We start from the raw sequence: 23,533 nt of genomic DNA on the forward strand, positions 1-23,533 counted from the left end.
CGGCGCGCGCCGTTACGTTAAGTTAAATAGTATTTATTATTTGCTGAGAGAAGATATGCCCCCTGTATATCTTGCTCAGCAACTTCAGCCCATTGATAGTAAACATTTCGCTGTATTCTCGCTGTGAGACCATGAGACAGCACCAAATAAGGCACTGGTTGCCCTTGATACTCTTTGACTTCTAGCGGGAATTGTTCACAGAGTGGCCAATGGCGTCCTAAGTTATCTTCACAAATAATGACCGAACCGATATCTACAGGGTGTGTGTGCCAAGCGGTAATTAAAAATGGCACATCTTGAACGTCAATCTCACATTGTTCAGAAGGTGTGGTAAGTGTATAAGTGCCATTAGTGTAGCTTAATACCGATGCAAAAAGCTTAAGTAGACCAATACGTGTGATCTCGCTGCCATGGTGGTACCACTTGGCTTGGCTATCAATCGAAATGTCTATTAATCCACAGGTGCCTGAATGCCACTGTTCGGTGGGCGCATGCGGCGTTGTTAGCGCCGCAATTAGATCATTTAGTGTGTTCATTAAAGACCAGGCTAAATGTGACAGGAACAGTGGTCGCGATGCGATCTAACCCAGCTACTTTTCTAAGTGCTTCAATGCCTTGAGTCAGCTTATATGAGGCAGCATTAATTAATATTGCACGTACAGGGCTCACCTGTAGCTGGTTATTATGTTTATTAACAACTAAATCCATGATGAACGTTTGCTGCTGACCATGTAAGTCTAAAGTCGCTTTTACATTTTTTAGCTGCTGCGTGCCATTTTTCAATGACATTAAGTGTGTTGACACATCGGCACTGACATGGGCTTTTGGAAATTTTGCAACTTCAAAAAGCATCGTTTGCATACGTTGATTACGAATAGGGATCATCGACTCTACACTGCTTAGGTCGATACTAAATTGTAATGTACCTTCCTTATCTATCTGGCCTTCGAGTTTACCAAAGTGATGATTTTCAGCGATTTGTGCTTTTTTAATAGACGTAAAGCTTAAGTCGCTTTTGCTATTATCTAGTTGCCATGTAGCGAATGCATTAGTAGAGAATATGCTCAGTGCGATCAGTAAAGGTTTTAACACTATGATGTCCTATTTCATACGGAGGAAAGAACCATATTATCACGCAAGGATGGAGAGAGTGTGGAAAGTCGTTAAAAAACCTATGGTATGTCATAAATGTAGCAGAAAAACACGGCCCACCAATAACAGTGAGCCGGTATAGCAATCTGGGGAGAAGCTATCAATACGGTGTATCCTCTTGCGAGAGATACATCATCAACAGGATGTCCTACAGGATGAGGACGCGCGCACTCTAACAAATAGTGCAATAGAAATAAATGCTTTTAGCAAATTTCGGGCCAAATTGATATTTAATATACATTTAGTTGTGTTTTTTAACTGTTTTTTTACTTTGGTAGCCTGTATGGCTTATTATTAAAGGGCGTTCCTGTTTTGTTTGTGTTGTGAGGTGGCTGGTTTTCGACTGGGTTATATTGGCTATTTTACACTTTGTGGCATGAAACTCGCGGGGATCATTGTTTAAAATTGTTACATCAATACTGATAATGCTTTAAAATACGCCAGAGTAAGAATAGAAGGGTGTTGGCGTTAATATCGTCATAAATGATAATCGTAGTATGTGTTGGCCAAGCTAGGCGAGGCCATTGTGTTGTAACAGGTTGAATAGCTATATTTTTTAACGATACACCTTCTAATAAAGAATAGAAAAATGATTGAAAGAGTAATAACTGAATGCTGTTGATGATAGATAACTATGATTCATTTACGTACAACTTGGTGCAGTATTTTCAGCGTTTAGACCAAGAGGTGTTAGTTAAGCGCAATGATGAACTATCTATTGCAGAAATCAAAGCGTTAAACCCAAAGCATATTGTGTTGTCTCCGGGCCCTTGTACACCTGATGAGGCTGGGATATCGCTTAGTGTTGTTGAGCAGCTCAAAGGGGTTTACCCCATTTTGGGCATATGTTTAGGACATCAGAGTATTGCTCAAGCATTAGGGGCTACAGTGCGCCGAGCGCGTCAAGTGATGCATGGCAAAACCAGCGTCATACGCCATGGTGATGAAGGCGTGTTTGCTGGGCTTCCAGATCCATTAACGGTGTGCCGATATCATTCATTAATTGTTGATAAATCCACATTACCTGACATGCTTAAAGTCACTGCATGGACAGTAGATGATCATAATGAGGTAGATGAAATCATGGGTCTATCTCATCATGACTTGGCACTGGAAGGTGTGCAGTTTCACCCAGAAGCGATTTTGACTGAGGAAGGTTTAGCATTACTTGATAACTTTCTCAGGCGCTTCTAATCTATAAATGTATCATGCTAAAAGCGAAATTATCCATATATGACAGAAGACACTAAGCAGGTTAGAATCGCTCAAGCTCTTGCGGAACGAGCACATGATTTATTAATCAGCCATAACTTTGCTCAGCAGCAAATTGGCTATATTCATACGCTTGAAATTAATTATGGCGAGAAAATAGCACAACGCACCATGCTCGAGGTGGAAATTGCGGCTGCGGCAAAACGTCAGGAAACCAGCACAAGTCATCATAAGTATATTGCAAAAGCGAGCATTCACTTACATCAAATCATTGAGTCTTCAATTGAATCACAAATTGCAGATATTGATAATATTTATCATGAAGTCGTTGGCATTCAAGATTCTGTGCCTACGATACTCGATTTATTAGCCGTAAAGTCAGCATCTATTGGCCGATTAGAGCCATTAGTTAACGATTTACCTTGGTTGGGGCGAGATTTAGTATCATTGGTCAATCTACCTCAATACCGCAAGCAAAGTGCTAAGGGCACTGCAATCAAAGTAGATACGCCTGCTTTAGCGCTCAGATATTTGGGGCTAGAAAACTTACAGATGGTGATCCCAACGTTTGCTATGCGCCATTGGATGCCGCATTCAACAGAACCTTTCCCTCTGTTAAAGCGCAAATTACGTGATATGAGTATGTCAACGGCGATTGCAGCAAAGGAACTTGCACCTTTATATGGTGTGAAAGAGCAGCATGCGTTTACATTGGGGATGCTTGTTGATGCCGGGAAGATTGCACTTACGCGACTATATCTACATACTTTTGAAAAGGTTTGGCAAGAAAAAGTACGTATTGCGCGCGATAAAAGTCATAAAGATTTACACACTGCTTTGCTGGAACTGGGTCCTGATCCCTTATTTTTAAGGCATCTATTGTTAGAACGTGCGCCCACTCTATCGCGTACGCTAATTGAAAAGATGGCATTTCGATATTTGCCCTTTAATGCCGCTATGGAAGAATTTACAGCTGGCTATTTACCGACTACGACAAAGAATGTCACAGACCCTTTACCTCTGACTGAGGTTGTGCGTAAAGCGCATGGCTACGCGCAATATTTATCATTAAAGGATAGCCAGCTTATTGAACCAGATGAAGCACAAGTGTGGTTTTTGCATTTGGGCCTGTCGCAAGAAGAGCAAAAAATACTGGCTAAATGTGCTTTTCAGAGCCTACAACTGACAATTTTATAAAAATTAAGCAAAGTTTTTTTGCGACTATTCATTCACGCTTGATTTTTGCCTACTCTCTACGATGACGTTATAGCTTATAGGATCGTCAAACTTTCCAGTAGATAGTTATTCACTGACGATGAAAGTTTACCCCAATCCCTTGCATAATAGGGCCTGTGCGTAAGTCTTATAAGAGACTTTTGCCTGTTTTTCTGGAATAATAACCGAATGAATTTTGCACCATGTGATGATTTTTGAGCACATTAGCTATGAAGTTTCTTGCTTTTTAATCCACAATATAGCGTGCTGTACTCAACCAAATGAGGAAAAGAAATGACTATTAATCGTGAACTATTTGACCAAGTAATGGTACCTAATTACGCCCCATCAGCTATTATTCCAGTGAAAGGCGAAGGCTCTCGAGTATGGGATCAAGACGGACGTGAGTTCATCGACTTTGCCGGTGGTATTGCGGTAAATTGTTTAGGCCATTGTCATCCTGCTTTGGTGAGTGCGCTGAAAGAGCAAGGCGAAAAAATTTGGCATTTGTCTAACGTGATGACCAATGAACCATCACTGCGTTTAGCTAAAAAGCTGGTAGATGCGACATTTGCAGATAAAGTGTATTTCGCAAACTCAGGTGCTGAAGCAAATGAAGCGGCATTAAAGCTAGCCCGTCGCTTTGCACTTGATAATCATGGTGAGCAAAAGTCACAAATTATCTCATTTAATAAAGGTTTCCATGGTCGTACTTTCTTCACGGTAACAGTGGGTGGTCAAGCAGCATACTCAGATGGCTTTGGTCCAAAGCCTGGTGATATTGCACATTGTGACTACAATGATTTGGCGGCATTCGAAGCGCTTATTTCAGATAACACTTGTGCGGTTATGATGGAACCTCTGCAAGGAGAAGGCGGTATTGTGTCTCCTAATGCTGAGTTTGTTAAAGGTGTGCGTGACCTTTGTACTAAGCACAATGCGCTGTTAATTTTTGATGAAGTGCAAACGGGTGTAGGCCGTACAGGCGATTTATATGCATACCAAGGTTTAGACGTGACACCGGATATTTTAACAACGGCTAAAGCGTTAGGCGGTGGTTTTCCTATTGGTGCCATGATCACGACAACCGATATCGCAAAACATCTTAAGATTGGCACACATGGTTCAACATACGGCGGTAATCCGTTGGCATGTGCTGTTGCTGAAGCTGCTTTTGACACGGTGAATACCGAAGAAGTGCTTACGGGCGTTAAAGCTAAAGAAGCATTGTTCCGTGAATTATTAACGGCCATTAATGATAAGCACAATGTGTTCAGTGAAATTCGTGGTAAAGGTCTATTGTTAGGTGGCGTAGTGTCAGAGCAATATAAAGGCCGTGCTAAAGAATTCTTAGTGGCTGCAACGCAAGAAGGCGTTATGTCATTAGTTGCAGGTGCAGATGTGGTGCGTTTCACGCCATCACTTGTTATTCCTGAGGCGGACATCCGCGAAGGTATGGCACGCTTTGAAAAAGCGGTAGCCAGTGTTGTTGCTAATAACGCCTAATTCTTATTGGGGCCGACTATATTTGGCCCCAGTCTAACGTCACGTGTTTTTATTTGAGGAGTAAGCGGGCTCATGATGATCCTTCGCCCAATCCAAAAAAGCGACTATCCAGCGCTTTTAAACATTGCTCATGAATCTGGGCATGGTTTTACTTCATTACCTATTAATGAAGAGCTTTTGCAGAACAAAATTGCGCGCTCAGAGGCGTCATTTGAAAAGCAAACGGATGTACCTTCTGATGAGGGATATTTGTTTGTCCTTGAAGATAGTGAAACCGGAGAAGTTGTAGGGACTAGTGCGATTGAAGCTGCGGTTGGTCTCGATGATGCTTTTTATCATTATCATTTGAGTAAGGTGATCCACTCTTCACGTACGCTTGATGTTTATAAAGCAGTGGATATTTTGACGCTTTGTAACGATTACACTGGTGCAACAGAATTATGTACTTTGTTTTTAAAAGGTGGTTACCGTAAAGGCTTAAATGGCAAGCTGTTATCTAAATCACGTTTTATGTTTATAAAACAGCATCAACAGCGATTCGCCGATACCGTGATTGCTGAAATGCGCGGTGTATCTGACGATTCTGGACAAAGCCCATTTTGGCAGTGGCTAGAGGAGCATTTCTTTTCAATGGATTTCCCAACAGCCGATTATTTAACTGGCATAGGGCAAAAAGTCTTTATTGCAGAGTTAATGCCTAAGTACCCTATTTATGTCAACCTATTGAGTAAAGCAGCTCAAGAGGTGATAGGCCAAGTACATGATAATACTCGCCCAGCCATTGAGTTATTGAAAAGTGAAGGCTTCACTTTTAATGGTTACGTGGATATTTTTGACGCAGGACCCACTGTTGAAGCAAAAGTCGACAATATTCGCACTGTGCGAGGTTCGCAGCAAAAGGTAGTTAAGGTTGGAAGTTGCACAGGTGGTTTCCCTGTGATGATTGCCAATGATAAACTAGCCGGATATCGCGCAACGGTTGCAGATCTTCATATTGATAGCGACAGCAATGAAGTTATCATTGGGGCTGACGTTGCTAATGCACTAAACATCGTTGATGGTGACACAGTCAGCATCGCAACACTCTAATTTGTAGGGACTAATTATGACAACACATCCTGCTCAATTAATTAATGGCGAATGGGTAGCTGGTCTAGGTGGTGAATTTAATTCAGTAAACCCAGCTAATAACGACGTGATATGGACTGCAAATGCTGCGTCAGCAGCACAAGTAGACACTGCGGTTAATTCTGCGCGTCAAGCATTCTTTAGCTGGAGTGATTTAGACTTTTCAGAGCGTTTGGCCATCGTAAAGCGTTTTGCTGAAGTACTTAAAGCAAATAGTGAAGAGCTTGCTGTTGCGATTGCACAAGAAACGGGCAAACCATTGTGGGAAACGCGCACTGAAGCGGGTGCCATGGTGGGTAAAATTGCTATTTCTGAGAAAGCATATCAGGAAAGAACGGGCACAGTCGAAAACGCAATGCCAGTAGGGCGTGCTGTTATTCGCCATAAAGCGCATGGTGTAGTGGCTGTGTTTGGACCTTATAATTTCCCAGGTCATTTACCTAATGGTCATATAGTACCAGCGCTACTAGCAGGTAACACGGTGATTTTTAAACCGTCAGAGTTAACACCACAAGTTGCAGAGTTAACACTCAAGTATTGGTTAGAAGCGGGTTTACCAGCCGGTGTGATCAACCTAGTACAAGGTGAAGTGGAAACAGGTAAAGCATTAGCATCTCATAAAGGGATAGATGGTTTGTTCTTTACTGGCTCTTCACGTACGGGGCATATTTTGCATGAGCAATACGCAGGTCAGCCAGGTAAAATCTTAGCGTTAGAAATGGGTGGAAATAATCCATTAATCGTTAAAGGTGCGACAGACACAAAAGCGGTTGTGCATGACATTATTCAGTCTGCATTTATCTCTAGTGGTCAACGTTGTACGTGTGCGCGTAAGTTATTTTTACCAACAGGTGCGCAAGGTGATGAAATATTGGCACACCTTATTCGTGCAACTAAAGCCATTAAAGTGGGTAACTTTGATGAAGCTGATCAGCCTTTCATGGGGTCGATGATCTCATCACAGGCAGCTTCTGGTATGGTTGCAGCGCAACAACAGTTACTTGATTTGGGTGCAGAAGCACTAATTGAGCTGACGCATACTGAAGGGACTGGTTTTGTAACACCGGGTATTTTAGAGTGCTCTAACGTTGTTGATTTCCCAGATGACGAGCATTTTGGTCCATTACTCAAAGTATTCCGTTTTGATGACTTTGATGCCGCAATAGAAAAAGCAAATGATACAAGCTTTGGTTTATCTGCTGGTCTTCTAAGCGATAGCGAAGCTGATTATGACTATTTCTTACGTCGCATTCGAGCGGGTATTGTGAATTGGAACCGCCCAATTACGGGGGCTTCAAGCGCAGCACCATTTGGTGGTATTGGTGCATCGGGTAACCACAGAGCAAGTGCATATTATGCCGCTGATTACTGTGCATACCCTGTTGCTTCAGTGGAGCTTGAAAAGGTTTCTCTGCCAGGCACTTTGAGCCCAGGCCTAAATATCGATTAAAGGTACTGGTAAGCTTGGTTAGCGGAATAAATTACCGTATTATCCAAGTCTTTAGAATGATAAAAAGCAGCTTCGGCTGCTTTTTTGTCCTTGTTGACGCTACAAAAGTAGCAATAGACATGAGTTTCTGCTTAAATCAATAGGAGATATCTTTGATAGAATCAGGTGAGCAAAGTATGGTGTTAGATAAGCACGGGTATGATGAACTAGTCATGTACTTAACGCAAAATTTAGCCTTATTTGAAAAGCCAGGAGAAATTATTCCTAGCGCACCAACGGTGATGGAGCTGATCGAAGATGTGATTGCTGAAAATGTGATCCGTATTTGTGAACAACACACAGAATTAACGACAGAGCAACGTAGCTTGATTGTGCGTGAAGTAGATGGCATTGTATATGACTTACAAGAAGTGCTATCTAGTGTTACCGATCAGCGCGTGACGCAAGAGCAAAATGCATTCATCGAAGAGTTTGCTGGCTTAGTGAAGAACTTGTTCGATTCAGCTGTTTAAGCAGACACTGTAACCAGCAGCACATAATTTTTTATAACACCGCCTATAGGGCGGTGTTATGCTTTATAACGAGGTAGTAGTATGCAAGCAAGTGTTAAGTGGGTAGAAGGCGATACGTTTATCGGACGTTCAGAATCAGGACATAATGTGGTGTTTGATACAGGGTCAGACAGTGCAGCACCCAGCCCAATGGAGATGGTGTTAATGTCAGCAGGCTGTTGTTCTTCTGTTGATGTGGTGAGCATTCTAAAAAAAGCAAAACAACAAATCGAAAACGTTGAAGTAAAGTTGACCAGTGAGCGCGCAGAGTCTGCACCTAGAGTATTTACGAAAATGAATCTACACTTTGTGGTAACGGGCACTGACGTTTCAGAAAAACACTTGGCTAGGGCAGTTCAATTGTCAGCTGAAAAGTATTGTTCTGTTGCGTTAATGCTTGATAAAGCAGTAGAAATTACGCATAGTCATGAAGTCATAGCAAGCGATGTAAAATAACACTTTTTCATAGTCCAATTTTCGTATAAAATCCGCGAACTTTTCGTTCTGCATCGCAGATTTACAGTTTATAGGTTGTCTATCGTGAACAAGCCCTTTGATAAAATTAAACTCCATGGCTTTAACAACTTAACTAAGAGTTTAAGCTTTAGTATTTACGATATTTGTTATGCTAAAACAGAGCAACAGCGTAAAGAATATTTAGAGTATATTGATGAGCAATATAGTGCTGATCGATTAACTGATATTTTAAAAGACGTCGTAGATATTATTGGTGCGAATGTGCTCAATATAGCTCGCCAAGATTATGATCCTCAAGGGGCCAGTGTAACAATATTGGTTTCGGAAGAGCCAGTAGAGCAGCAGACTTTCGATAGCAATGAAACACCCGGACCTTTACCTGAATCTGTGGTCGCGCATTTAGATAAAAGTCACATCTGTGTGCATACTTACCCTGAAGCGCACCCAAATGACGGCATATGCACGTTTAGAGCGGATATTGAAGTGTCGACCTGTGGTGTTATTTCACCACTAAAAGCGCTGAACTTTTTAATTCACTCTTTAGAGTCTGATGTGGTTACTATTGATTATCGTGTACGTGGTTTTACTCGAGATATCAGTGGTGTGAAGCATTACATTGATCATGCTATTCACTCAATTCAAAATTACATGAGCGAAGATACCAAAGAAGCATACCAAATGGTCGATGTGAACGTATATCAAGAGAACCTCTTTCACACCAAAATGATGCTCAAAGAAACCGATCTTAATACGTATTTGTTTGGTATTACGACCGATGATTTAAGCAATGAAGAAGAAGAAGAGATCCGCACTCGTTTGAACCGTGAAATTCAAGAAGTATTTTATGGCCGTAACTTACCTGACGTAGAATAAGCGTTAGGTACTGACTCATTGTGTGACTCATAAAGAAAGCGCTCATTAGATAGAGCGCTTTTTTATTGTCACTTTACAGTTGGTAGCTAAAGGTTAGCCCTGCAACGCGTGGTTCGCCATACTGTACAAACGTTTCAGTTGTATAATCCTTTAATGCATTATTACCAAACCTAAATCCTCTTACCGGAACATCACGGTCAGCTAAGTTACGTCCCCATGCAGTCAGTGTCCAATTCTCACCATAATAACTGAGACTTGCGTTAAGTAAGTTTTGGCTATCAGCTTGGGCATTGTGACTATCTGAGTGATAATAGTCATCTTTACCTTCGATACCAATTTGACCTTCTAGGTTATCGCTAAAGAAATAGTTAGCTCGAATGGCATATTGATACCGTGGTGCTTGCGCCTGCTCCCTACCATTTTGATCTATGCCGCTTTGCGTCACAAAGTCTTCAATTTTCGTATCAAGATAACCGGCACTATAGGTAAAGCTTAAGCTGTCAGTGTATTGCAAGCTACCTTCTAGCTCTAAACCGTAATTACGTCCTTGACTTGCATTGGCAATATAGCCGGCAAATTGCTGATCTTGTACTTGCCATGCCTTGAGCTGCATGTCATCACGATGCATATAAAATGCACTTAAGCTTAATATATGACGCTTATCTTCAGATTGTCCTTTTACGCCAAACTCTGCATTCCAAAGGTACTCAGGGGCAAACGTAAAGTTGTCTGCGGGAATATTTAACCCTTCATCATTTGCCTTAGCAAGCGCTTCGCCATTGACTCCCCCGATTTTATAACCACGTGATAAGCTGGTATAAATCATCGTACGTGGCACCACTTGATATTCTAGCGCGACCTTTGCGCCCCACATAGTGTCATCGGCTTTGTTGGTGATCTGATTATTATCAAAGTAATCTGTACTATATCGCTCTGCACGAATACCCGTGATCAGTGACAGGTTTTCAGCAATGGTTGTTATCTTTTGGCCATACAAAGCAATTTGGCTCACACTATTATGAGAGTTAAAAGCGTTATCGTTATATGTATATACGCGGGTAAGCTCTACGTCGCGACGTTGTGCAAATAACCCGGTTACCCAATCATTATTTTTACCTGATAATTTAAACTCAAAGGTACCGCGCTGATGATCGCGAGCGTAGCTGTCTTTTGAGCTATAACTGTATGGGTGCAGGCCTGGTGCGCATAATACTGGTTGTGTCGTATCATTACAGACCCAGTCTTCATCATAGCTGTAGAGCGTGTCAGCATTTAAATGCGTGGTAGTAATGTCTAAATTAAACAGTTCGCTGCCGCTATATTGTGCACTAAGTGCGACGGCATTACTTTTTTGGTTATCTTTTCCTGGCGCATCGGCCACACTATTACGGCTGTTATCGAGTGTGAAACCATCATAGCCGTTATCAATGTCGATGTTGTGTGCAACCAGTTCGGTCTTTAGAGTATCACTCCAGAGCGTGTGGACTTTTAAACGCGCCACTTGTTCATCTTGTTGGTTGGTTGGGTCGTTAGCATATAGCGTTTCAACATAGCCGTCGGAGCGTTTCTTGAAAAAGCTAGCTCTAGCTGAAGTATCATCGGTAATCGCTGTGCTCGCGGCTATTCCAGCTTCTTTTCCATTATAATTGCTTGCGCCTAACTTTAGGTTTAGCGCATGCTCTGTCGTTGGCATGTTTGATTGCATGTCAATCATGCCCGCCATGGCGTCAGCGCCAAAACGTGTACCTTGAGGGCCGCGATATATAGCTACTTGATCAATATCAAATAATAATGCGCTACCACCAAGCCCTGAATAATTAATGCCATCAATTAACAGACCAACACTCGGAGTGATAGGGTCAACAAATTGAGAGCGTAAGCCGACACCGCGGATCTGAATAAAGCGGCCACGAGATGCGCCTGCGGTAAAGTTCACATTGGCTGCGTTATTGAGAATTTCATCTAAATACGCGGCGCCCCGTGCGTTTACGGTTTTTTGATCAAATACCGACGCACTGGCACTGAGTGTAAGTATGCGTTCTTTATGAAAGTCACCTGTGACTTCGATTGTTTCGATAGATTTATCATCAGCAAAAGCAGGCTGTGCAAGTAATGGGAGTAATGCTGTAGCAAGGCAAGAGAGTTTTAGCTTATTCATATTTTTAAGTGATTCCGTGTGAATTGCCCACATTTTAGCAAATGACTAGCAACTTAGAATCATTATCATCTAGAAATATGCTATAAAATGCGGAAATAGCTATTTTGGAGGTCGGCAGTGACATTTTCGGTAGATTTAAAAGTACGTGACTATGAGTGTGATTTACAGGGAATAGTGAACAACAGTGTGTACTTTAATTATTTAGAGCATGCTCGACATGAATTTTTACTGTCTAAAGGGGTAGACTTTGCTGAGCTTGCTGCCCGTAATGTTAACTTAGTCGTGATCCGGTCTGAGGTTGATTATAAAAGTTCACTTAAGCCCGGAGACATGTTTACTGTTGAGGTAAAAGCGGAACGTGTGAGTAAATTAAAATCTCAATTTTTACAGAAAATTGTGCGCAAAGCAGATGGCAAGTTGATGCTTAACGCGGTGATCACCTGGACGTCGGTGAATGAACACAGTCGACCGTACCTAGCAGAGGAAATAAGCTGCCTTTTTGATTAACTTTAAGTGTTTTAGTGAGAAATAAGTCGGTTTTTTCCATAATTAGCATCTGATAACGGTGTATAATTGGCATAATTCAGTTTTATTTGGTTTACCATGAAAATCAGCATGTTTTTATGCGCATTGGGCGCTTTTTTGGTCGGATGTTCATCAACAGGGACGGTAAATAGTGAGCAACTAAAATACACACAGTGGCAGCTTACGCAGATAGGGCAAGACGTTATTGTCGACTCACCGGTATCTTTGCGTTTTATTGAAGCATTGCAGGTAAATGGATTCTCGGGGTGTAATCGTTTCTTTGGTTTGGGCAAAATCGAAGAAGGCCAGTTATTTGTACGCGACATGGGCATGACCAGAAAGTTGTGTGATGAACCCGTGAACAAGGTTGAGCAAATGCTATTGAATATGCTGGAAATTGGCGTACCTGCAAAAATAGAAAAGGGCACATTGATTTTTAGTGGACAGCCACGTTTAACGTTTAAATCTGTCATTTCGGTTGCAGGCTGAGCACATCTTAAGTAGACTCGTCTCTAATTCGTTACTTGTCGGAGTGCCCTTTGGGCTGAGATCGCATTCGTGCGGGATCCGTGAACCTGATCAGGCTAACACCTGCGTAGGGAACAAGCTGCCTTAATTACAAACGTACTGTTTGTAGGCTGCCATAAATTATTACATTGTTTAAGTGTCGTAATTTAGATCTTCTGAGGGCAACCTCATCTCGCTCCTTTATTGGAGTTCTGACAAGACACCTTAACTAATAATGAGGCAAGTCATGTCAAACAATAGTAGCAAGCCGTCCCGTCGTGAAACTCGTGCAGCAGCATCTGAGTATATTTATAACTTAACCGGCCAACCTTTTCCTAGTTCTCATAAAGTATATGTTGATGGCGATGCACCGGGTGTGCGCGTTGGTATGCGTGAAATCACTCAAACAGATAGTTTTGTTGGTGGTACAGAAGAAAACCCAGTGTATGAAAAAAATGAGCCAATTCGAGTGTATGACACATCAGGCCCTTACACAGATCCAGATTTTGAATTAAATGTGCGAGAGGGACTACCAAAGTTTAGACAAGCTTGGATAGACGCGCGTAAAGATACACAGTGGCTTGAGTCAGTGACTTCGCAGTTCTCACAGCAGCGTATGGCTGATGAAGGGCTTGATCACTTACGTTTTGAGCATTTACCAAAAATTCGCTGTGCAAAGCCGGGCAAAAACGTGACGCAGATGTACTATGCACGCCAAGGTATAGTGACGCCTGAAATGGAATATGTCGCGATCCGCGAGAACATGGGCCGTGCAAAACTACGTGAAGAAATTTTGGCTGAACAGCACAAAGGCAACTCGTTCGGTGCGTCAATCCCTGAATTTATTACCCCTGAATTTGTTCGCGATGAAATTGCCCGTGGCCGTGCCATTTTGCCAAATAACATCAATCACCCTGAATCAGAGCCGATGATTGTTGGCCGTAACTTTTTGGTTAAAGTAAACGCCAATATAGGTAACTCTTCGGTGACTTCATCAATTGAAGAAGAAGTTGAAAAGCTAGTTTGGTCTACACGTTGGGGTGCAGATACGGTTATGGACCTGTCTACAGGGCGCTATATCCATGAAACACGTGAATGGGTTGTACGTAATTCACCTGTACCAATCGGGACCGTACCTATCTACCAAGCGTTGGAAAAAGTAAATGGTGTTGCAGAAGATCTTACGTGGGAAATTTTCCGTGACACTTTGATTGAACAAGCTGAGCAGGGTGTGGATTACTTCACGATTCATGCGGGCGTATTGTTGCGTTATGTACCAATGACGGCAAAGCGTGTGACGGGGATTGTGTCACGTGGTGGCTCTATCATGGCGAAGTGGTGTTTAGCGCATCACAAAGAAAACTTCTTATACACCCATTTTGAAGATATCTGTGAAATCATGAAGCAGTATGATGTGTGTTTTTCTTTAGGTGATGGTTTGCGCCCAGGTTCGATTGCTGATGCTAACGATGATGCACAATTTTCAGAGCTACGCACATTAGGTGAGCTGACTCAATTGGCTTGGAAACATGACGTACAGGTGTTCATTGAAGGCCCAGGTCACGTACCAATGCATATGATTGAAGAAAACATGAAAGAGCAGCTTGAGCATTGTCATGAAGCCCCGTTTTATACCTTAGGCCCTTTGACCACCGATATTGCACCTGGTTATGACCACTTTACGTCAGGGATTGGTGCTGCACAAATCGCTTGGTATGGCTGTGCGATGTTATGTTATGTAACACCAAAAGAGCACCTAGGCTTACCGAATAAAGAAGATGTAAAAGAAGGCTTGATCACCTATAAGATTGCTGCACATGCGGCGGATTTGGCAAAAGGTCACCCTGGCGCACAAGTACGCGATAATGCCTTATCTAAAGCGCGTTTTGAGTTCCGTTGGTATGATCAGTTTAACCTAGGTTTAGACCCAGATCGTGCACGTGAATATCATGATGAAACCTTGCCACAAGAATCTGGCAAAGTTGCACACTTTTGTTCTATGTGTGGACCTAAGTTCTGTTCAATGAAAATTACCCAAGAAGTGCGAGATTATGCTAAAGATTTAGAGTCACGAGGTATTGACCCAAATAATGTGGGTGACGCCATTGAAATAAAAATGGTGGACGTGGAAGCTGAAATGAAAGCTAAATCAGAAGAGTTTAAAAGCACCGGCTCAGAGATTTATCATAAAGCAGTCTAATGTGATGCGTTTGATGTGAGGAGTCACACCTCCTCATTATTAACTAATGGCAAGCGAGTACATGTAATGCACTAACTTGCCTTAGGTATACCACAGTCACGTATAAATAAGGCATTATGATGAACAAATCAAAAGTCGCGATTTTAGGGTTTGGGCTAGTGGGGCGTGTTACTGCGTTGATGTTGCATGATAAAGCGTACCTGAGTGTTTATGAAGCCAGTGATGAACATGCGAGTAATAGTGCTGGTGCATTAGCAGCAGCGATGTTGGCACCATTGGCTGAGTCGGTCATTTGTGAAGCGGATTTAGCCCAGTTAGGCCTTCAATCAATGGCGATGTGGCCGAGCTTGTTGGCAAAATTACCTGATCCTGTTTTTTTTCAACAAGCAGGCACATTGGTTGTGGCGCATACACAAGATAAGGGTGATCTGAATAGCTTTTCACAGCGTTTGAAACCTTTGGAAGGTCACACTGCGCATACAGTGGGCAGTACACAAATTCATGACTTAGAGCCAGAGTTAGAGGGGCGCTTTCATCAAGGTTTGTATTTACCTTGCGAAGGTCAACTAGATAACCTAGCTTTTTATCGGTCGAGTTTTGCTTATTTGCAAAAAAGCGACGTGCAATTTAATTTTAATCATCAGATTGAGCTTTCAACAACGCCAAATGAGCCTGTGCTTATTGATGGACAACAGTTTGATTGGGTGATTGATTGTCGTGGGCTTGGCGCACAAACTGAGTCGTCAGATCTGCGTGGTGTTAGAGGCGAAGTTGCACGGGTCTATGCGCCAGAAGTTGAGCTTAATAGACCTGTGAGATTAATGCACCCGCGCTATCCAATTTATATTGCACCTAAACCAAATCATGAGTTTGTAATAGGAGCAACCGAGATTGAATCACAAGATAACGGCCCTATTACCGTGCGCTCTACCTTAGAATTACTGTCTGCAGCCTATACCGTTCACAGTGGCTTTGCTGAGGCCAGGGTTATGGCAATAAACGCAGGGTTAAGACCTGCATTCAGCGATAATAGACCGCGTATTGAACGCAATGGGAATGTGATCCGTATTAATGGGCTGTACCGACATGGTTATTTACTTGCGCCTGCTGTGGTTTCTGAAGCACTTAGTAAAGGGTTGTTATGAATGTAGTTTTTAATGGCGAAACAACACAATTGAATACGCCAAACTTACGAGAATTTATTGTGGCTAAAGGGGCGAAAGAACCTTTTGCGGTGGCGGTTAATGGAGAATTTGTACCGCGTAGCCAGTGTGCTGACACAGAGTTAAAAGCGGGAGATAGCATTGATCTACTTTCTCCGATCCAAGGTGGGTGATGTATGCGCGAAAATACCCCTTTAACTATTTATGGAGAGACATTCTCTAATCGTTTACTGATCGGCTCTGCGCTGTATCCATCACCCAAAATTATGCAAGAATCAATTGTAGCGGCTGGTTCGCAAATTGTGACTGTGTCATTACGTCGACAAAATTCGGTTGCTGCCGGAGAGGATTTTTGGCAGTTGATCAAAGATACAGGGTTGACTGTGTTGCCTAATACCGCAGGGTGCCACAGTGTAAAAGAAGTCGTGACCTTGGCGAAGATGTGCCGCGAAGTGTTTGCCACTGATTGGATCAAATTAGAACTGATCGGCGACGAATATAATCTACAGCCCGATCCAATTGCTTTATTAGAAGCGACTGAGATATTGTTAAATGATGGTTTTAAGGTTTTACCTTATTGCACCGATGACCTGGTTTTATGCCAACGCTTGGCTGCATTAGGTTGTGAAGTATTGATGCCATGGGGAGCGCCTATTGGCACAGGTAAAGGGCTATTAAACCCCTATAATTTAACAACCATTCGTGAGCGGTTACCTGACATGACATTGATTGTGGATGCCGGGCTCGGTTTGCCATCACACGCTTGCCAAGCGTTAGAAATGGGGTACGATGCGGTGCTATTAAACTCCGCGATTGCTGGGGCGGGTTGCCCTGTATCGATGGCGACTGCCTTTTCGCATGCTGTGAGTGCAGGGCGTGCAGCTTATGTGGCACAAGCGATGCCAGAAAAAGAGGTGGCAGCACCTTCAACCCCAACAATGGGGATGCCATTTTGGCACCAATAGTTTCGGTTTAAACGCGAGACTATAAACATTGAATGTGAATAATTTTAAGGAGTCTTTGTGGCTGATGTTGTATGGAGTATCGCTGGATCGGATTCGGGCGGTGGAGCAGGTATTCAAGCGGATATAAAAGCAATGCAAAGCTTTAATGTGCATGCTTGTACTGTGATAACAGCGCTAACGGCGCAAAACAGTTTAGGGGTAGAAGCACTAAACGCCATGTCAACGGGTGTCATTGAGTCTCAACTACAAGCGCTTATTCACGATATGCCAGCCAAAGTAATAAAAATTGGTATGTTGGCAAACGTACAACAAATTCAATTGGTTGCTGAGCATTTAAGGCATTATAAGCAAACATGGTCAGAGCCGCCTGTTGTTGTTTATGATCCGGTGGCAATCGCCACCAGTGGTGATTTATTAACAGAAGAAGATACGGTTGATGCTCTGAAAACCCACTTATTGCCTTTGGTTGATGTGATCACACCGAATACCCATGAAACGCAGCTGCTGACAGGCGTGTATTTAATCGGCCCCAGTGCAGTAAAAGAAGCGGCACAAAAGTTACAGTCTTTTGGGGCTAAAGCGGTTGTTATTAAAGGGGGGCATTGGGACTTTCCAAAAGGGTATTGTGTCGATTTTGCTTTGTCAGCTGAGCAAGAAGCATATTGGTTAGGTAATGAAGCAGTTGTGACGCCGCATACTCATGGTACTGGGTGTAGTCTCTCGTCTGTTATTGCCGCTTGCTTAGCCAAAGGCTATCCACTTAAAGATGCGTTTATTTTGGGTAAAGCCTATATCAACAAGGGACTGAATATTGGTAGGCGCTATGGTGAAGGAATAGGGCCTGTTGCTCATACGTCTTTTCCTGAAGAGTTACAGTACTTTCCGCAAGTAATAGAAGCTGGAAGCTGGCTAGGCGATGAACTTGAGTTGGAAACACCCTCTGAATTTAACTTTTCAGCGGGGTTTGCCAGTACCGGAGGGGAGCTAGGCTTATATGCTGTCGTTGATACGCTCGATTGGGTCGAAAAGTGTTTGGCTGCGGGTGTGCCAACAGTACAGTTGCGCGTTAAAGACGCTCAGTCACCGACCTTAGAGCAGGATATTGAAACGGCGATTACCTTAGGCAAAAAATACCAAGGGCGTGTCTTTATTAATGATCATTGGCAGTTAGCTATTCAGCACGGCGCATATGGCGTGCATTTAGGCCAAGAGGACTTAGATAAAGCCAATTTAGCAGCCATTCAGGCCGCTGGACTGTGTTTAGGCGTCTCAACACATGGCTTTTATGAAATGGTTCGTGCGCATAACTATCGGCCTAGCTATTTAGCGTTTGGTGCTATTTACCCAACTACGACCAAAGATATGACAGGGCAAATTCAAGGCTTAGAGAAGTTACAGCATTTTGTCCCTTTGATGCGTGATAGCTACCCGACAGTCGCGATTGGGGGGATAGATTTAACGCGTGCTGCACAAGTTGCCGATACTGGAGTGGGTAGTGTTGCTGTGGTACGAGCCATTACTGAAGCCGATGACTATGAAGCCGCTATCTCGCAATTACAAGTTATGATCAATGGTTGAATCTAGCACCGGAGCACGCTCTTCTTTGAACGACGAGCCGCTGGTATTAACAGAGAAAGAACAGATCCGTTATAGCCGGCATTTACTGCTCAGTGAAGTTGGTTTAGAGGGACAGTTGGCGTTAAAGAATGCCCATGTGTGTGTTGTCGGCTGTGGTGGGCTAGGGAGTCCTGCCCTACTGTATTTGGCCGCAGCGGGTATTGGTAAATTAACCTTTATTGATAACGACGAAGTTGATTTGTCTAATCTACAGCGGCAAATTTTATACAAGGTAAATCACTTAGGGCAGGAAAAAACAAAAGCGGCGAGTAAAGTGTTAGCCAGTTTGAACAACCAGATTGATGTGCAGCCAATTAATGCGCGCATTGATGCAGACAATATGATGCAGCACATCGGCTTTCCTGATGTCGTGCTAGATTGTAGTGATAATTATCAAACGCGTTATTTATTGAATCGCTTTTGTTCTAAGCACCACATCATTTTGATATCTGGTGCCGCAATTGGTACGCAAGGTCAAGTGATGCATTTTGATTTTAGGCGACCATCAGCATGTTACGCATGTGTATTTCCGCAAAATGATCATGACGCGCCACTCAATTGCGATAACTTTGGCGTATTAGGGCCCTTACTGGGCATGATAGGGTCGATGCAGGCATTATTGGCGGTGAATATGCTACTGGGACACGTATCCGGTAGTGGTATGCGGCAAGTTGAGGCGATGGGGCTCTCTGTACGAGAATTTCAGTTGCATGTTGACCCTGAATGTCACAATTGTGGGTGACTGTCGGGCGCTGACGATATCGTTAAAAAAAGCCTGCGTTTTGCAGGCTTTTTTTTATAAAGAACAGCGGTTTTTAAGCAGACACTCTTTGGGCAAACGGAGTACCCATACGAGTGATTGTTTCAGGCAGCTCGCCTTCTAAGAAATCAGCTTCATTGGCACCCCAGGCTAAAATAACCGTTGAGCCTAATTTAAAGCGACCCATTTCTTCGCCTTTTTTCAAATGAACGGCATTTGTGCCACTCTCAGGGTAATCCCAACTAAATACGTCTTTACCAGCAGGGGGAGTTACTGTGCCCGCCCAAATGGTTTCAATACTGGCGACTATTGTTGCGCCAACCAAAACCATGGCTAATGGGCCCATGGCAGTATCAAAAATGGCCACAACGCGTTCATTACGAGCAAATAAATTTGGGACATTTTGTGCTGTTAGTGGGTTGACCGAAAATAAGTCACCAGGCACATAAATCATGCGTTTTAGCACGCCATCAACCGGCATGTGAATACGGTGGTAATCTTTTGGAGCAAGGTAAATACAAGCAAATTTGCCGCCTAAAAAAGGCGAAACATCTTCTTCTTTACCACCAAGCAAGGTTTGTAGGCTGTAATCGTGGCCTTTAGCTTGAATAATTTGTCCATCAACGACATCGCCTAATTGGCTAATTGCACCATCAACCGGATGAGCAACGATATGCTCCTCTTCTGCAAGGGGGCGGATCCCCGGCTTTAACGGGCGAGTAAAAAACTCATTGAAGGTTTTATAATGAGCGGGATCTTCATATAACGCTTCACGCATATTAATTTTGTATTGCTTGATGAAAAGTTTAATTAACTGTGTGGTTAATGCGCCCGCTTGTGCTGCAGCAAGTTTACCGACAAGGCGTGATATGGCATGCTTTGGCATAGCATATTGCATGGCAATTTTAAATTTATCCAAGTTCACTTTACGATTCCTAAAAAATTTGAATTAGTCTAACATACTTTTAGTTTGCGCTTAGACGCGCGGTGCTCTAGCGCCTGCTCGGCCATCAGCCATGGACTCAAGTATGCGATGATAGCTATCAAAACGTAATTGGCTGATTTTTCCTTGCTCAACCGCTTCAATTAACAAGCAACCTGGGTCGTTCAAATGTTTACAGTCTCTAAAGCGGCATCCGCCGATATACTCTCTAAACTCTTTAAAACAAAAAGTCACACGTTCAACATCAAGGTGCCATAAACCAAATTCGCGAATACCCGGTGAATCAATGAGATTACCGCCTGATGGCAAATGATGTAGTCGAGAAACCGTGGTGGTGTGCTGACCTAGCCCGCTGTTTTCTGACACTTGTTTCGTCAGAATATCTGCATTGGGTAAAACCGTGTTCACCAAAGTCGACTTACCCACACCAGATTGGCCAACGAAGATACTGTTTTTATCTACAAGCTGCTGTTTTAGTTCATCAATGCCTTGCTTTGATTTATTACTCACCAGCAAAACTTTATATCCTAACTCGCGATAAATATCGAGGACCTCTTCGATGATCTGTAGTCCTTCGTCATCGAGTAAATCAATTTTATTGAGTACTAAAATAGGCTCAATACCCATATCTTCACAGGCAACCAAATAACGGTCGATAATTTGCGGTGTAAACTCAGGTAAGACAGCAGAAACCATTAATATTTGATCAATATTGGCCGCAACGACTTTAATGCCATCATAAAAGTCGGGGCGAGTGAGTTGACTACGACGCTCTTCTGTTGCTTCAATTACGCCGGCCAAATCACCTTCGCTGACTTTTGCGCGACGAAATATCACTTCATCACCACAGACTAAGTTTGATACGGTACGGCGAATATTACAGCGTAAGACTTCACCATTGTGCGTTTCAATATCGGCATGTTGACCAAAACGGCTGAGTACCACAGCAGATTCGGTTGGGCCTAAATTATCGGCCTGCCATGTCGTATCTGTTGTGTCTGCTTTTTGCTGTTTAGCTTTATGCAAACGTTTTTGGTGGTTGGCGCTTATCCGTCTGGATTGGCCTTTACTAAGTTTCTTTTGTTTTGCCATGTTCACTTTGATCTTTCGTTCACAACAGGAAATTTGTTTAAATTTGCCTATTAATGTACTGTTTGTTTTGTGAGCCGCATGTAATTGGTCTATAACTCAATTAAATGCCCCGCTTTTTAAAAAAAAGCTTTAGGTCAACTGATGAAGCTAATATGATATATCTTATTGCACTGGATCTAAAGGAAAGTACCGCTAAGGTAGTTTATGTCTTTTAATGAATCAAATTTGATTTGGCTTGATCTCGAAATGACGGGGTTAGAACCAAAAACAGATAAAATACTAGAAATAGCCACAGTGATCACTGATGGCGACTTAAATATATTGGCTGAAGGGCCAGTAATCGCGGTTCATCAAAGTGATGAGCTCCTTGATGGTATGGACGAGTGGTGTACAAACCAGCACGGCCGTTCTGGGTTAACTGCGCGCTGTAAAGTAAGCAAGTTCACTGAAGAAGATGCCATTAAACAAACATTAGATTTTTTGAAAGCATGGGTACCGCCAGCTAAATCACCAATGTGTGGTAATTCAATTGGTCAAGATCGTCGATTTTTAAATAAATATATGCCAGAACTTGAAGCGTATTTTCATTATCGCAATTTAGATGTGAGTACAGTGAAAGAGTTGGCACGACGTTGGAAGCCTGAATTACTGAAAGATGTGACGAAAAAAAGCTCACACCTTGCTTTGGATGACATCAAAGACTCAATTATGGAATTAAAGGTATACCAACAAAAATTCTTTAATCTGTAAAAAAGTGCTTGCAAAGCTTTTTTTATCTTGTAAAATCCTGCCCCGCTTAAGACGAGAAGCCTTGCGGGGTTTTTTATACCAGACTTAAGCGCGTAAGTTATAAAGCGGCACTAGCTCAGTTGGTAGAGCGCGACCTTGCCAAGGTCGAGGTCACGAGTTCGAGCCTCGTGTGCCGCTCCAAATTTTTTAACTTACACATTGTGATGCGGCACTAGCTCAGTTGGTAGAGCGCGACCTTGCCAAGGTCGAGGTCACGAGTTCGAGCCTCGTGTGCCGCTCCAATTTCATATTTATCTGACCCGGTCAGATCTGCGATGCGGCACTAGCTCAGTTGGTAGAGCGCGACCTTGCCAAGGTCGAGGTCACGAGTTCGAGCCTCGTGTGCCGCTCCAATCTTTTTTATCTTCTTGTTTTATATTTCCTTCTTTTAGCATTGCTAATTTCCTAAAAAATCTTATTGCGTATTTTTCAATCTACGCGTAAAATACGCGCTCATTTCGGCTATCATATTTAGTTCCTTGCCTTACCCCGACTGGCCGAAACGGGACAAGGCTATATTAACCGTAAGGAATATCCATGCGTCATTACGAAATCGTATTCATGGTTCACCCAGATCAAAGTGAGCAAGTACCTGGTATGATCGAGCGTTATACTGGTTCTATCACTGAAGCTGGTGGCACTATTCACCGTCTTGAAGACTGGGGCCGTCGTCAATTGGCATACCCAATCGAAAAGCTTCATAAAGCACACTATGTTCTTATGAACGTTGAAGCAACAACTGAAGTAATCAACGAGCTTGAAACTTCTTTCCGCTACAACGATGCAGTACTTCGTAACTTAGTTATGCGTACTAAAACTGCTGTAACTGAAGCATCTCCTCTTGTAAGAGAAGAGAAAAAAGAAGCAGCTACTGCTTAATCGTTATTGACTCTGGATATTGACTGAGGGTTTGCGGTGCAACAACAGGCTGACCTGTATACAAATCAATATGTGCTTTCGGGCATGATTTGTAAAACACCCAAATTTAGTCAAAGTCCTGCTGGTATTCCACATTGCATTTTTGTTCTTGAACATAAATCAATGCAAATTGAAGCTGATCTTAACCGTAATAGTTATGTTCGACTTCAAGTGGTTGCTAGCGGGGAATCATTCCAGGATCAAACTCAGCATTTATACGTTGGGCAGGCAATACAAGTCCGCGGTTTTCTAAACCGTCACGAAAGCCGAAGTGGTTTGAGTCAACTTGTGTTACATGCACAACATATTGAAAGAATTAATTGAGGAATTAC

24 protein-coding genes, 3 tRNA genes and 1 riboswitch are annotated in these 23,533 nt (G+C 42.8%); of the genes, 22 read left to right on the forward strand and 5 right to left on the reverse strand.

The genetic code is table 11. The annotated features are described in order from the left end of the window. Positions 1-17: 17 nt before the first annotated feature. Entirely contained in the window at positions 18-536 is a 519-nt protein-coding gene (locus BGP78_RS02295; protein WP_119859894.1) for a DUF1285 domain-containing protein, read from the reverse strand. Beyond that, entirely contained in the window at positions 520-1,092 is a 573-nt protein-coding gene (locus tag BGP78_RS02300; protein WP_119859895.1) for a YceI family protein, read from the reverse strand. Before BGP78_RS02300 ends, BGP78_RS02295 begins: the two co-directional genes overlap by 17 nt. Positions 1,093-1,764: 672 nt before the next feature. Between BGP78_RS02300 and BGP78_RS02305 the strand changes: the two genes are divergently transcribed. The 8 genes from BGP78_RS02305 (at position 1,765) to speD (ending at position 9,564) form a co-directional block, all read left to right on the forward strand. Continuing rightward, on the forward strand, positions 1,765-2,346 hold the full coding sequence (locus BGP78_RS02305; protein ID WP_119859896.1) for an aminodeoxychorismate/anthranilate synthase component II: 582 nt from the start codon (positions 1,765-1,767) through the stop codon (positions 2,344-2,346). Between the two features lie 39 nt (positions 2,347-2,385). Further along, positions 2,386-3,561, forward strand: a complete 1,176-nt coding sequence (locus BGP78_RS02310; RefSeq protein WP_119859897.1) for an HDOD domain-containing protein — start codon at positions 2,386-2,388, stop codon at positions 3,559-3,561. A 312-nt stretch (positions 3,562-3,873) separates the two neighbouring features. Beyond that, positions 3,874-5,085 carry an aspartate aminotransferase family protein gene (locus tag BGP78_RS02315; protein WP_119859898.1) on the forward strand — a complete coding sequence of 404 codons (1,212 nt, stop codon included), beginning with the start codon at positions 3,874-3,876 and terminating at the stop codon, positions 5,083-5,085. Between the two features lie 72 nt (positions 5,086-5,157). Further along, the gene (gene astA / locus BGP78_RS02320) at positions 5,158-6,174 is read left to right on the forward strand and encodes an arginine N-succinyltransferase (RefSeq protein WP_119859899.1); all 1,017 of its coding nucleotides are present in this window, start codon (positions 5,158-5,160) and stop codon (positions 6,172-6,174) included. A gap of 16 nt (positions 6,175-6,190) precedes the next feature. Then, entirely contained in the window at positions 6,191-7,663 is a 1,473-nt protein-coding gene (astD, locus tag BGP78_RS02325) for a succinylglutamate-semialdehyde dehydrogenase (protein ID WP_119859900.1), read from the forward strand. A gap of 176 nt (positions 7,664-7,839) precedes the next feature. After that, positions 7,840-8,175 carry a DUF3802 family protein gene (locus tag BGP78_RS02330; RefSeq protein ID WP_119860070.1) on the forward strand — a complete coding sequence of 112 codons (336 nt, stop codon included), beginning with the start codon at positions 7,840-7,842 and terminating at the stop codon, positions 8,173-8,175. Between the two features lie 81 nt (positions 8,176-8,256). Next, positions 8,257-8,670 carry an OsmC family protein gene (locus BGP78_RS02335; RefSeq protein WP_119859901.1) on the forward strand — a complete coding sequence of 138 codons (414 nt, stop codon included), beginning with the start codon at positions 8,257-8,259 and terminating at the stop codon, positions 8,668-8,670. Positions 8,671-8,754: 84 nt separating this feature from the next. Further along, the gene (gene speD / locus BGP78_RS02340) at positions 8,755-9,564 is read left to right on the forward strand and encodes an adenosylmethionine decarboxylase (RefSeq protein WP_119859902.1); all 810 of its coding nucleotides are present in this window, start codon (positions 8,755-8,757) and stop codon (positions 9,562-9,564) included. Positions 9,565-9,637: 73 nt separating this feature from the next. Here speD and BGP78_RS02345 read toward each other — a convergent pair whose 3' ends face one another. Continuing rightward, positions 9,638-11,722, reverse strand: coding sequence for a TonB-dependent receptor (locus tag BGP78_RS02345; protein WP_119859903.1), 2,085 nt, complete (start codon positions 11,720-11,722; stop codon positions 9,638-9,640). A 117-nt stretch (positions 11,723-11,839) separates the two neighbouring features. On the opposite strand from BGP78_RS02345, the gene BGP78_RS02350 reads away from it, so the two are divergent. From BGP78_RS02350 to BGP78_RS02385, 8 genes are all read left to right on the forward strand, one after another. Next, positions 11,840-12,229 carry a thioesterase family protein gene (locus BGP78_RS02350; protein ID WP_119859904.1) on the forward strand — a complete coding sequence of 130 codons (390 nt, stop codon included), beginning with the start codon at positions 11,840-11,842 and terminating at the stop codon, positions 12,227-12,229. 96 nt (positions 12,230-12,325) lie between these two features. Continuing rightward, positions 12,326-12,736: an META domain-containing protein gene (locus BGP78_RS02355; protein ID WP_119859905.1), complete on the forward strand. Its 411-nt coding sequence runs from the start codon at positions 12,326-12,328 to the stop codon at positions 12,734-12,736. Positions 12,737-12,765: 29 nt separating this feature from the next. Further along, positions 12,766-12,866: riboswitch (TPP riboswitch) on the forward strand. 135 nt (positions 12,867-13,001) lie between these two features. After that, on the forward strand, positions 13,002-14,954 hold the full coding sequence (gene thiC / locus BGP78_RS02360) for a phosphomethylpyrimidine synthase ThiC (protein ID WP_119859906.1): 1,953 nt from the start codon (positions 13,002-13,004) through the stop codon (positions 14,952-14,954). A gap of 116 nt (positions 14,955-15,070) precedes the next feature. Then, entirely contained in the window at positions 15,071-16,099 is a 1,029-nt protein-coding gene (locus BGP78_RS02365) for an FAD-dependent oxidoreductase (protein WP_119859907.1), read from the forward strand. Further along, on the forward strand, positions 16,096-16,290 hold the full coding sequence (gene thiS, locus BGP78_RS02370; RefSeq protein WP_119859908.1) for a sulfur carrier protein ThiS: 195 nt from the start codon (positions 16,096-16,098) through the stop codon (positions 16,288-16,290). Before BGP78_RS02365 ends, thiS begins: the two co-directional genes overlap by 4 nt. A 3-nt stretch (positions 16,291-16,293) precedes the next feature. Then, positions 16,294-17,082 carry a thiazole synthase gene (locus BGP78_RS02375; RefSeq protein WP_119859909.1) on the forward strand — a complete coding sequence of 263 codons (789 nt, stop codon included), beginning with the start codon at positions 16,294-16,296 and terminating at the stop codon, positions 17,080-17,082. 57 nt (positions 17,083-17,139) lie between these two features. Beyond that, positions 17,140-18,660, forward strand: a complete 1,521-nt coding sequence (thiE, locus tag BGP78_RS02380) for a thiamine phosphate synthase (RefSeq protein ID WP_119859910.1) — start codon at positions 17,140-17,142, stop codon at positions 18,658-18,660. Beyond that, positions 18,653-19,441: a HesA/MoeB/ThiF family protein gene (locus BGP78_RS02385; protein WP_119859911.1), complete on the forward strand. Its 789-nt coding sequence runs from the start codon at positions 18,653-18,655 to the stop codon at positions 19,439-19,441. The genes thiE and BGP78_RS02385 overlap by 8 nt, the downstream gene beginning before the upstream one ends. 73 nt (positions 19,442-19,514) lie before the next feature. Here BGP78_RS02385 and asd read toward each other — a convergent pair whose 3' ends face one another. Further along, positions 19,515-20,384, reverse strand: coding sequence for an archaetidylserine decarboxylase (gene asd, locus BGP78_RS02390; protein ID WP_119859912.1), 870 nt, complete (start codon positions 20,382-20,384; stop codon positions 19,515-19,517). Between the two features lie 51 nt (positions 20,385-20,435). Continuing rightward, positions 20,436-21,494 carry a small ribosomal subunit biogenesis GTPase RsgA gene (gene rsgA / locus BGP78_RS02395; protein WP_119859913.1) on the reverse strand — a complete coding sequence of 353 codons (1,059 nt, stop codon included), beginning with the start codon at positions 21,492-21,494 and terminating at the stop codon, positions 20,436-20,438. A 204-nt stretch (positions 21,495-21,698) separates the two neighbouring features. On the opposite strand from rsgA, the gene orn reads away from it, so the two are divergent. The 6 genes from orn (at position 21,699) to priB (ending at position 23,525) form a co-directional block, all read left to right on the forward strand. Further along, entirely contained in the window at positions 21,699-22,244 is a 546-nt protein-coding gene (gene orn, locus BGP78_RS02400; RefSeq protein ID WP_119859914.1) for an oligoribonuclease, read from the forward strand. 104 nt (positions 22,245-22,348) lie between these two features. Then, positions 22,349-22,424: transfer RNA gene (locus tag BGP78_RS02405), tRNA-Gly, on the forward strand. Between the two features lie 25 nt (positions 22,425-22,449). Further along, a tRNA-Gly gene (locus BGP78_RS02410) sits at positions 22,450-22,525 on the forward strand. Positions 22,526-22,560: 35 nt separating this feature from the next. Beyond that, a tRNA-Gly gene (locus BGP78_RS02415) sits at positions 22,561-22,636 on the forward strand. Positions 22,637-22,820: 184 nt separating this feature from the next. Next, entirely contained in the window at positions 22,821-23,162 is a 342-nt protein-coding gene (gene rpsF / locus BGP78_RS02420) for a 30S ribosomal protein S6 (protein WP_010365570.1), read from the forward strand. Positions 23,163-23,198: 36 nt separating this feature from the next. After that, positions 23,199-23,525, forward strand: a complete 327-nt coding sequence (gene priB, locus BGP78_RS02425; protein ID WP_010365572.1) for a primosomal replication protein N — start codon at positions 23,199-23,201, stop codon at positions 23,523-23,525. Positions 23,526-23,533 lie beyond the last annotated feature (8 nt).

The organism is Pseudoalteromonas sp. MSK9-3, assembly GCF_003590335.1.
In the GTDB taxonomy this organism is placed as follows: domain Bacteria; phylum Pseudomonadota; class Gammaproteobacteria; order Enterobacterales; family Alteromonadaceae; genus Pseudoalteromonas.

Bases quoted from the DNA above. Each gene is read 5' to 3' on its own strand.
- BGP78_RS02295 (WP_119859894.1), bottom strand. From the start codon at position 536: ATGAACACACTAAATGATCTAATTGCGGCGCTAACAACGCCGCATGCG.
- BGP78_RS02305 (WP_119859896.1), top strand. From the start codon at position 1,765: ATGCTGTTGATGATAGATAACTATGATTCATTTACGTACAACTTGGTG.
- BGP78_RS02310 (WP_119859897.1), top strand. From the start codon at position 2,386: ATGACAGAAGACACTAAGCAGGTTAGAATCGCTCAAGCTCTTGCGGAA.
- BGP78_RS02315 (WP_119859898.1), top strand. From the start codon at position 3,874: ATGACTATTAATCGTGAACTATTTGACCAAGTAATGGTACCTAATTAC.
- astA (WP_119859899.1), top strand. From the start codon at position 5,158: ATGATGATCCTTCGCCCAATCCAAAAAAGCGACTATCCAGCGCTTTTA.
- astD (WP_119859900.1), top strand. From the start codon at position 6,191: ATGACAACACATCCTGCTCAATTAATTAATGGCGAATGGGTAGCTGGT.
- BGP78_RS02330 (WP_119860070.1), top strand. From the start codon at position 7,840: ATGGTGTTAGATAAGCACGGGTATGATGAACTAGTCATGTACTTAACG.
- BGP78_RS02335 (WP_119859901.1), top strand. From the start codon at position 8,257: ATGCAAGCAAGTGTTAAGTGGGTAGAAGGCGATACGTTTATCGGACGT.
- BGP78_RS02345 (WP_119859903.1), bottom strand. From the start codon at position 11,722: ATGAATAAGCTAAAACTCTCTTGCCTTGCTACAGCATTACTCCCATTA.
- BGP78_RS02355 (WP_119859905.1), top strand. From the start codon at position 12,326: ATGAAAATCAGCATGTTTTTATGCGCATTGGGCGCTTTTTTGGTCGGA.
- thiC (WP_119859906.1), top strand. From the start codon at position 13,002: ATGTCAAACAATAGTAGCAAGCCGTCCCGTCGTGAAACTCGTGCAGCA.
- BGP78_RS02365 (WP_119859907.1), top strand. From the start codon at position 15,071: ATGATGAACAAATCAAAAGTCGCGATTTTAGGGTTTGGGCTAGTGGGG.
- thiS (WP_119859908.1), top strand. From the start codon at position 16,096: ATGAATGTAGTTTTTAATGGCGAAACAACACAATTGAATACGCCAAAC.
- BGP78_RS02375 (WP_119859909.1), top strand. From the start codon at position 16,294: ATGCGCGAAAATACCCCTTTAACTATTTATGGAGAGACATTCTCTAAT.
- BGP78_RS02385 (WP_119859911.1), top strand. From the start codon at position 18,653: ATGGTTGAATCTAGCACCGGAGCACGCTCTTCTTTGAACGACGAGCCG.
- rsgA (WP_119859913.1), bottom strand. From the start codon at position 21,494: ATGGCAAAACAAAAGAAACTTAGTAAAGGCCAATCCAGACGGATAAGC.
- orn (WP_119859914.1), top strand. From the start codon at position 21,699: ATGTCTTTTAATGAATCAAATTTGATTTGGCTTGATCTCGAAATGACG.
- rpsF (WP_010365570.1), top strand. From the start codon at position 22,821: ATGCGTCATTACGAAATCGTATTCATGGTTCACCCAGATCAAAGTGAG.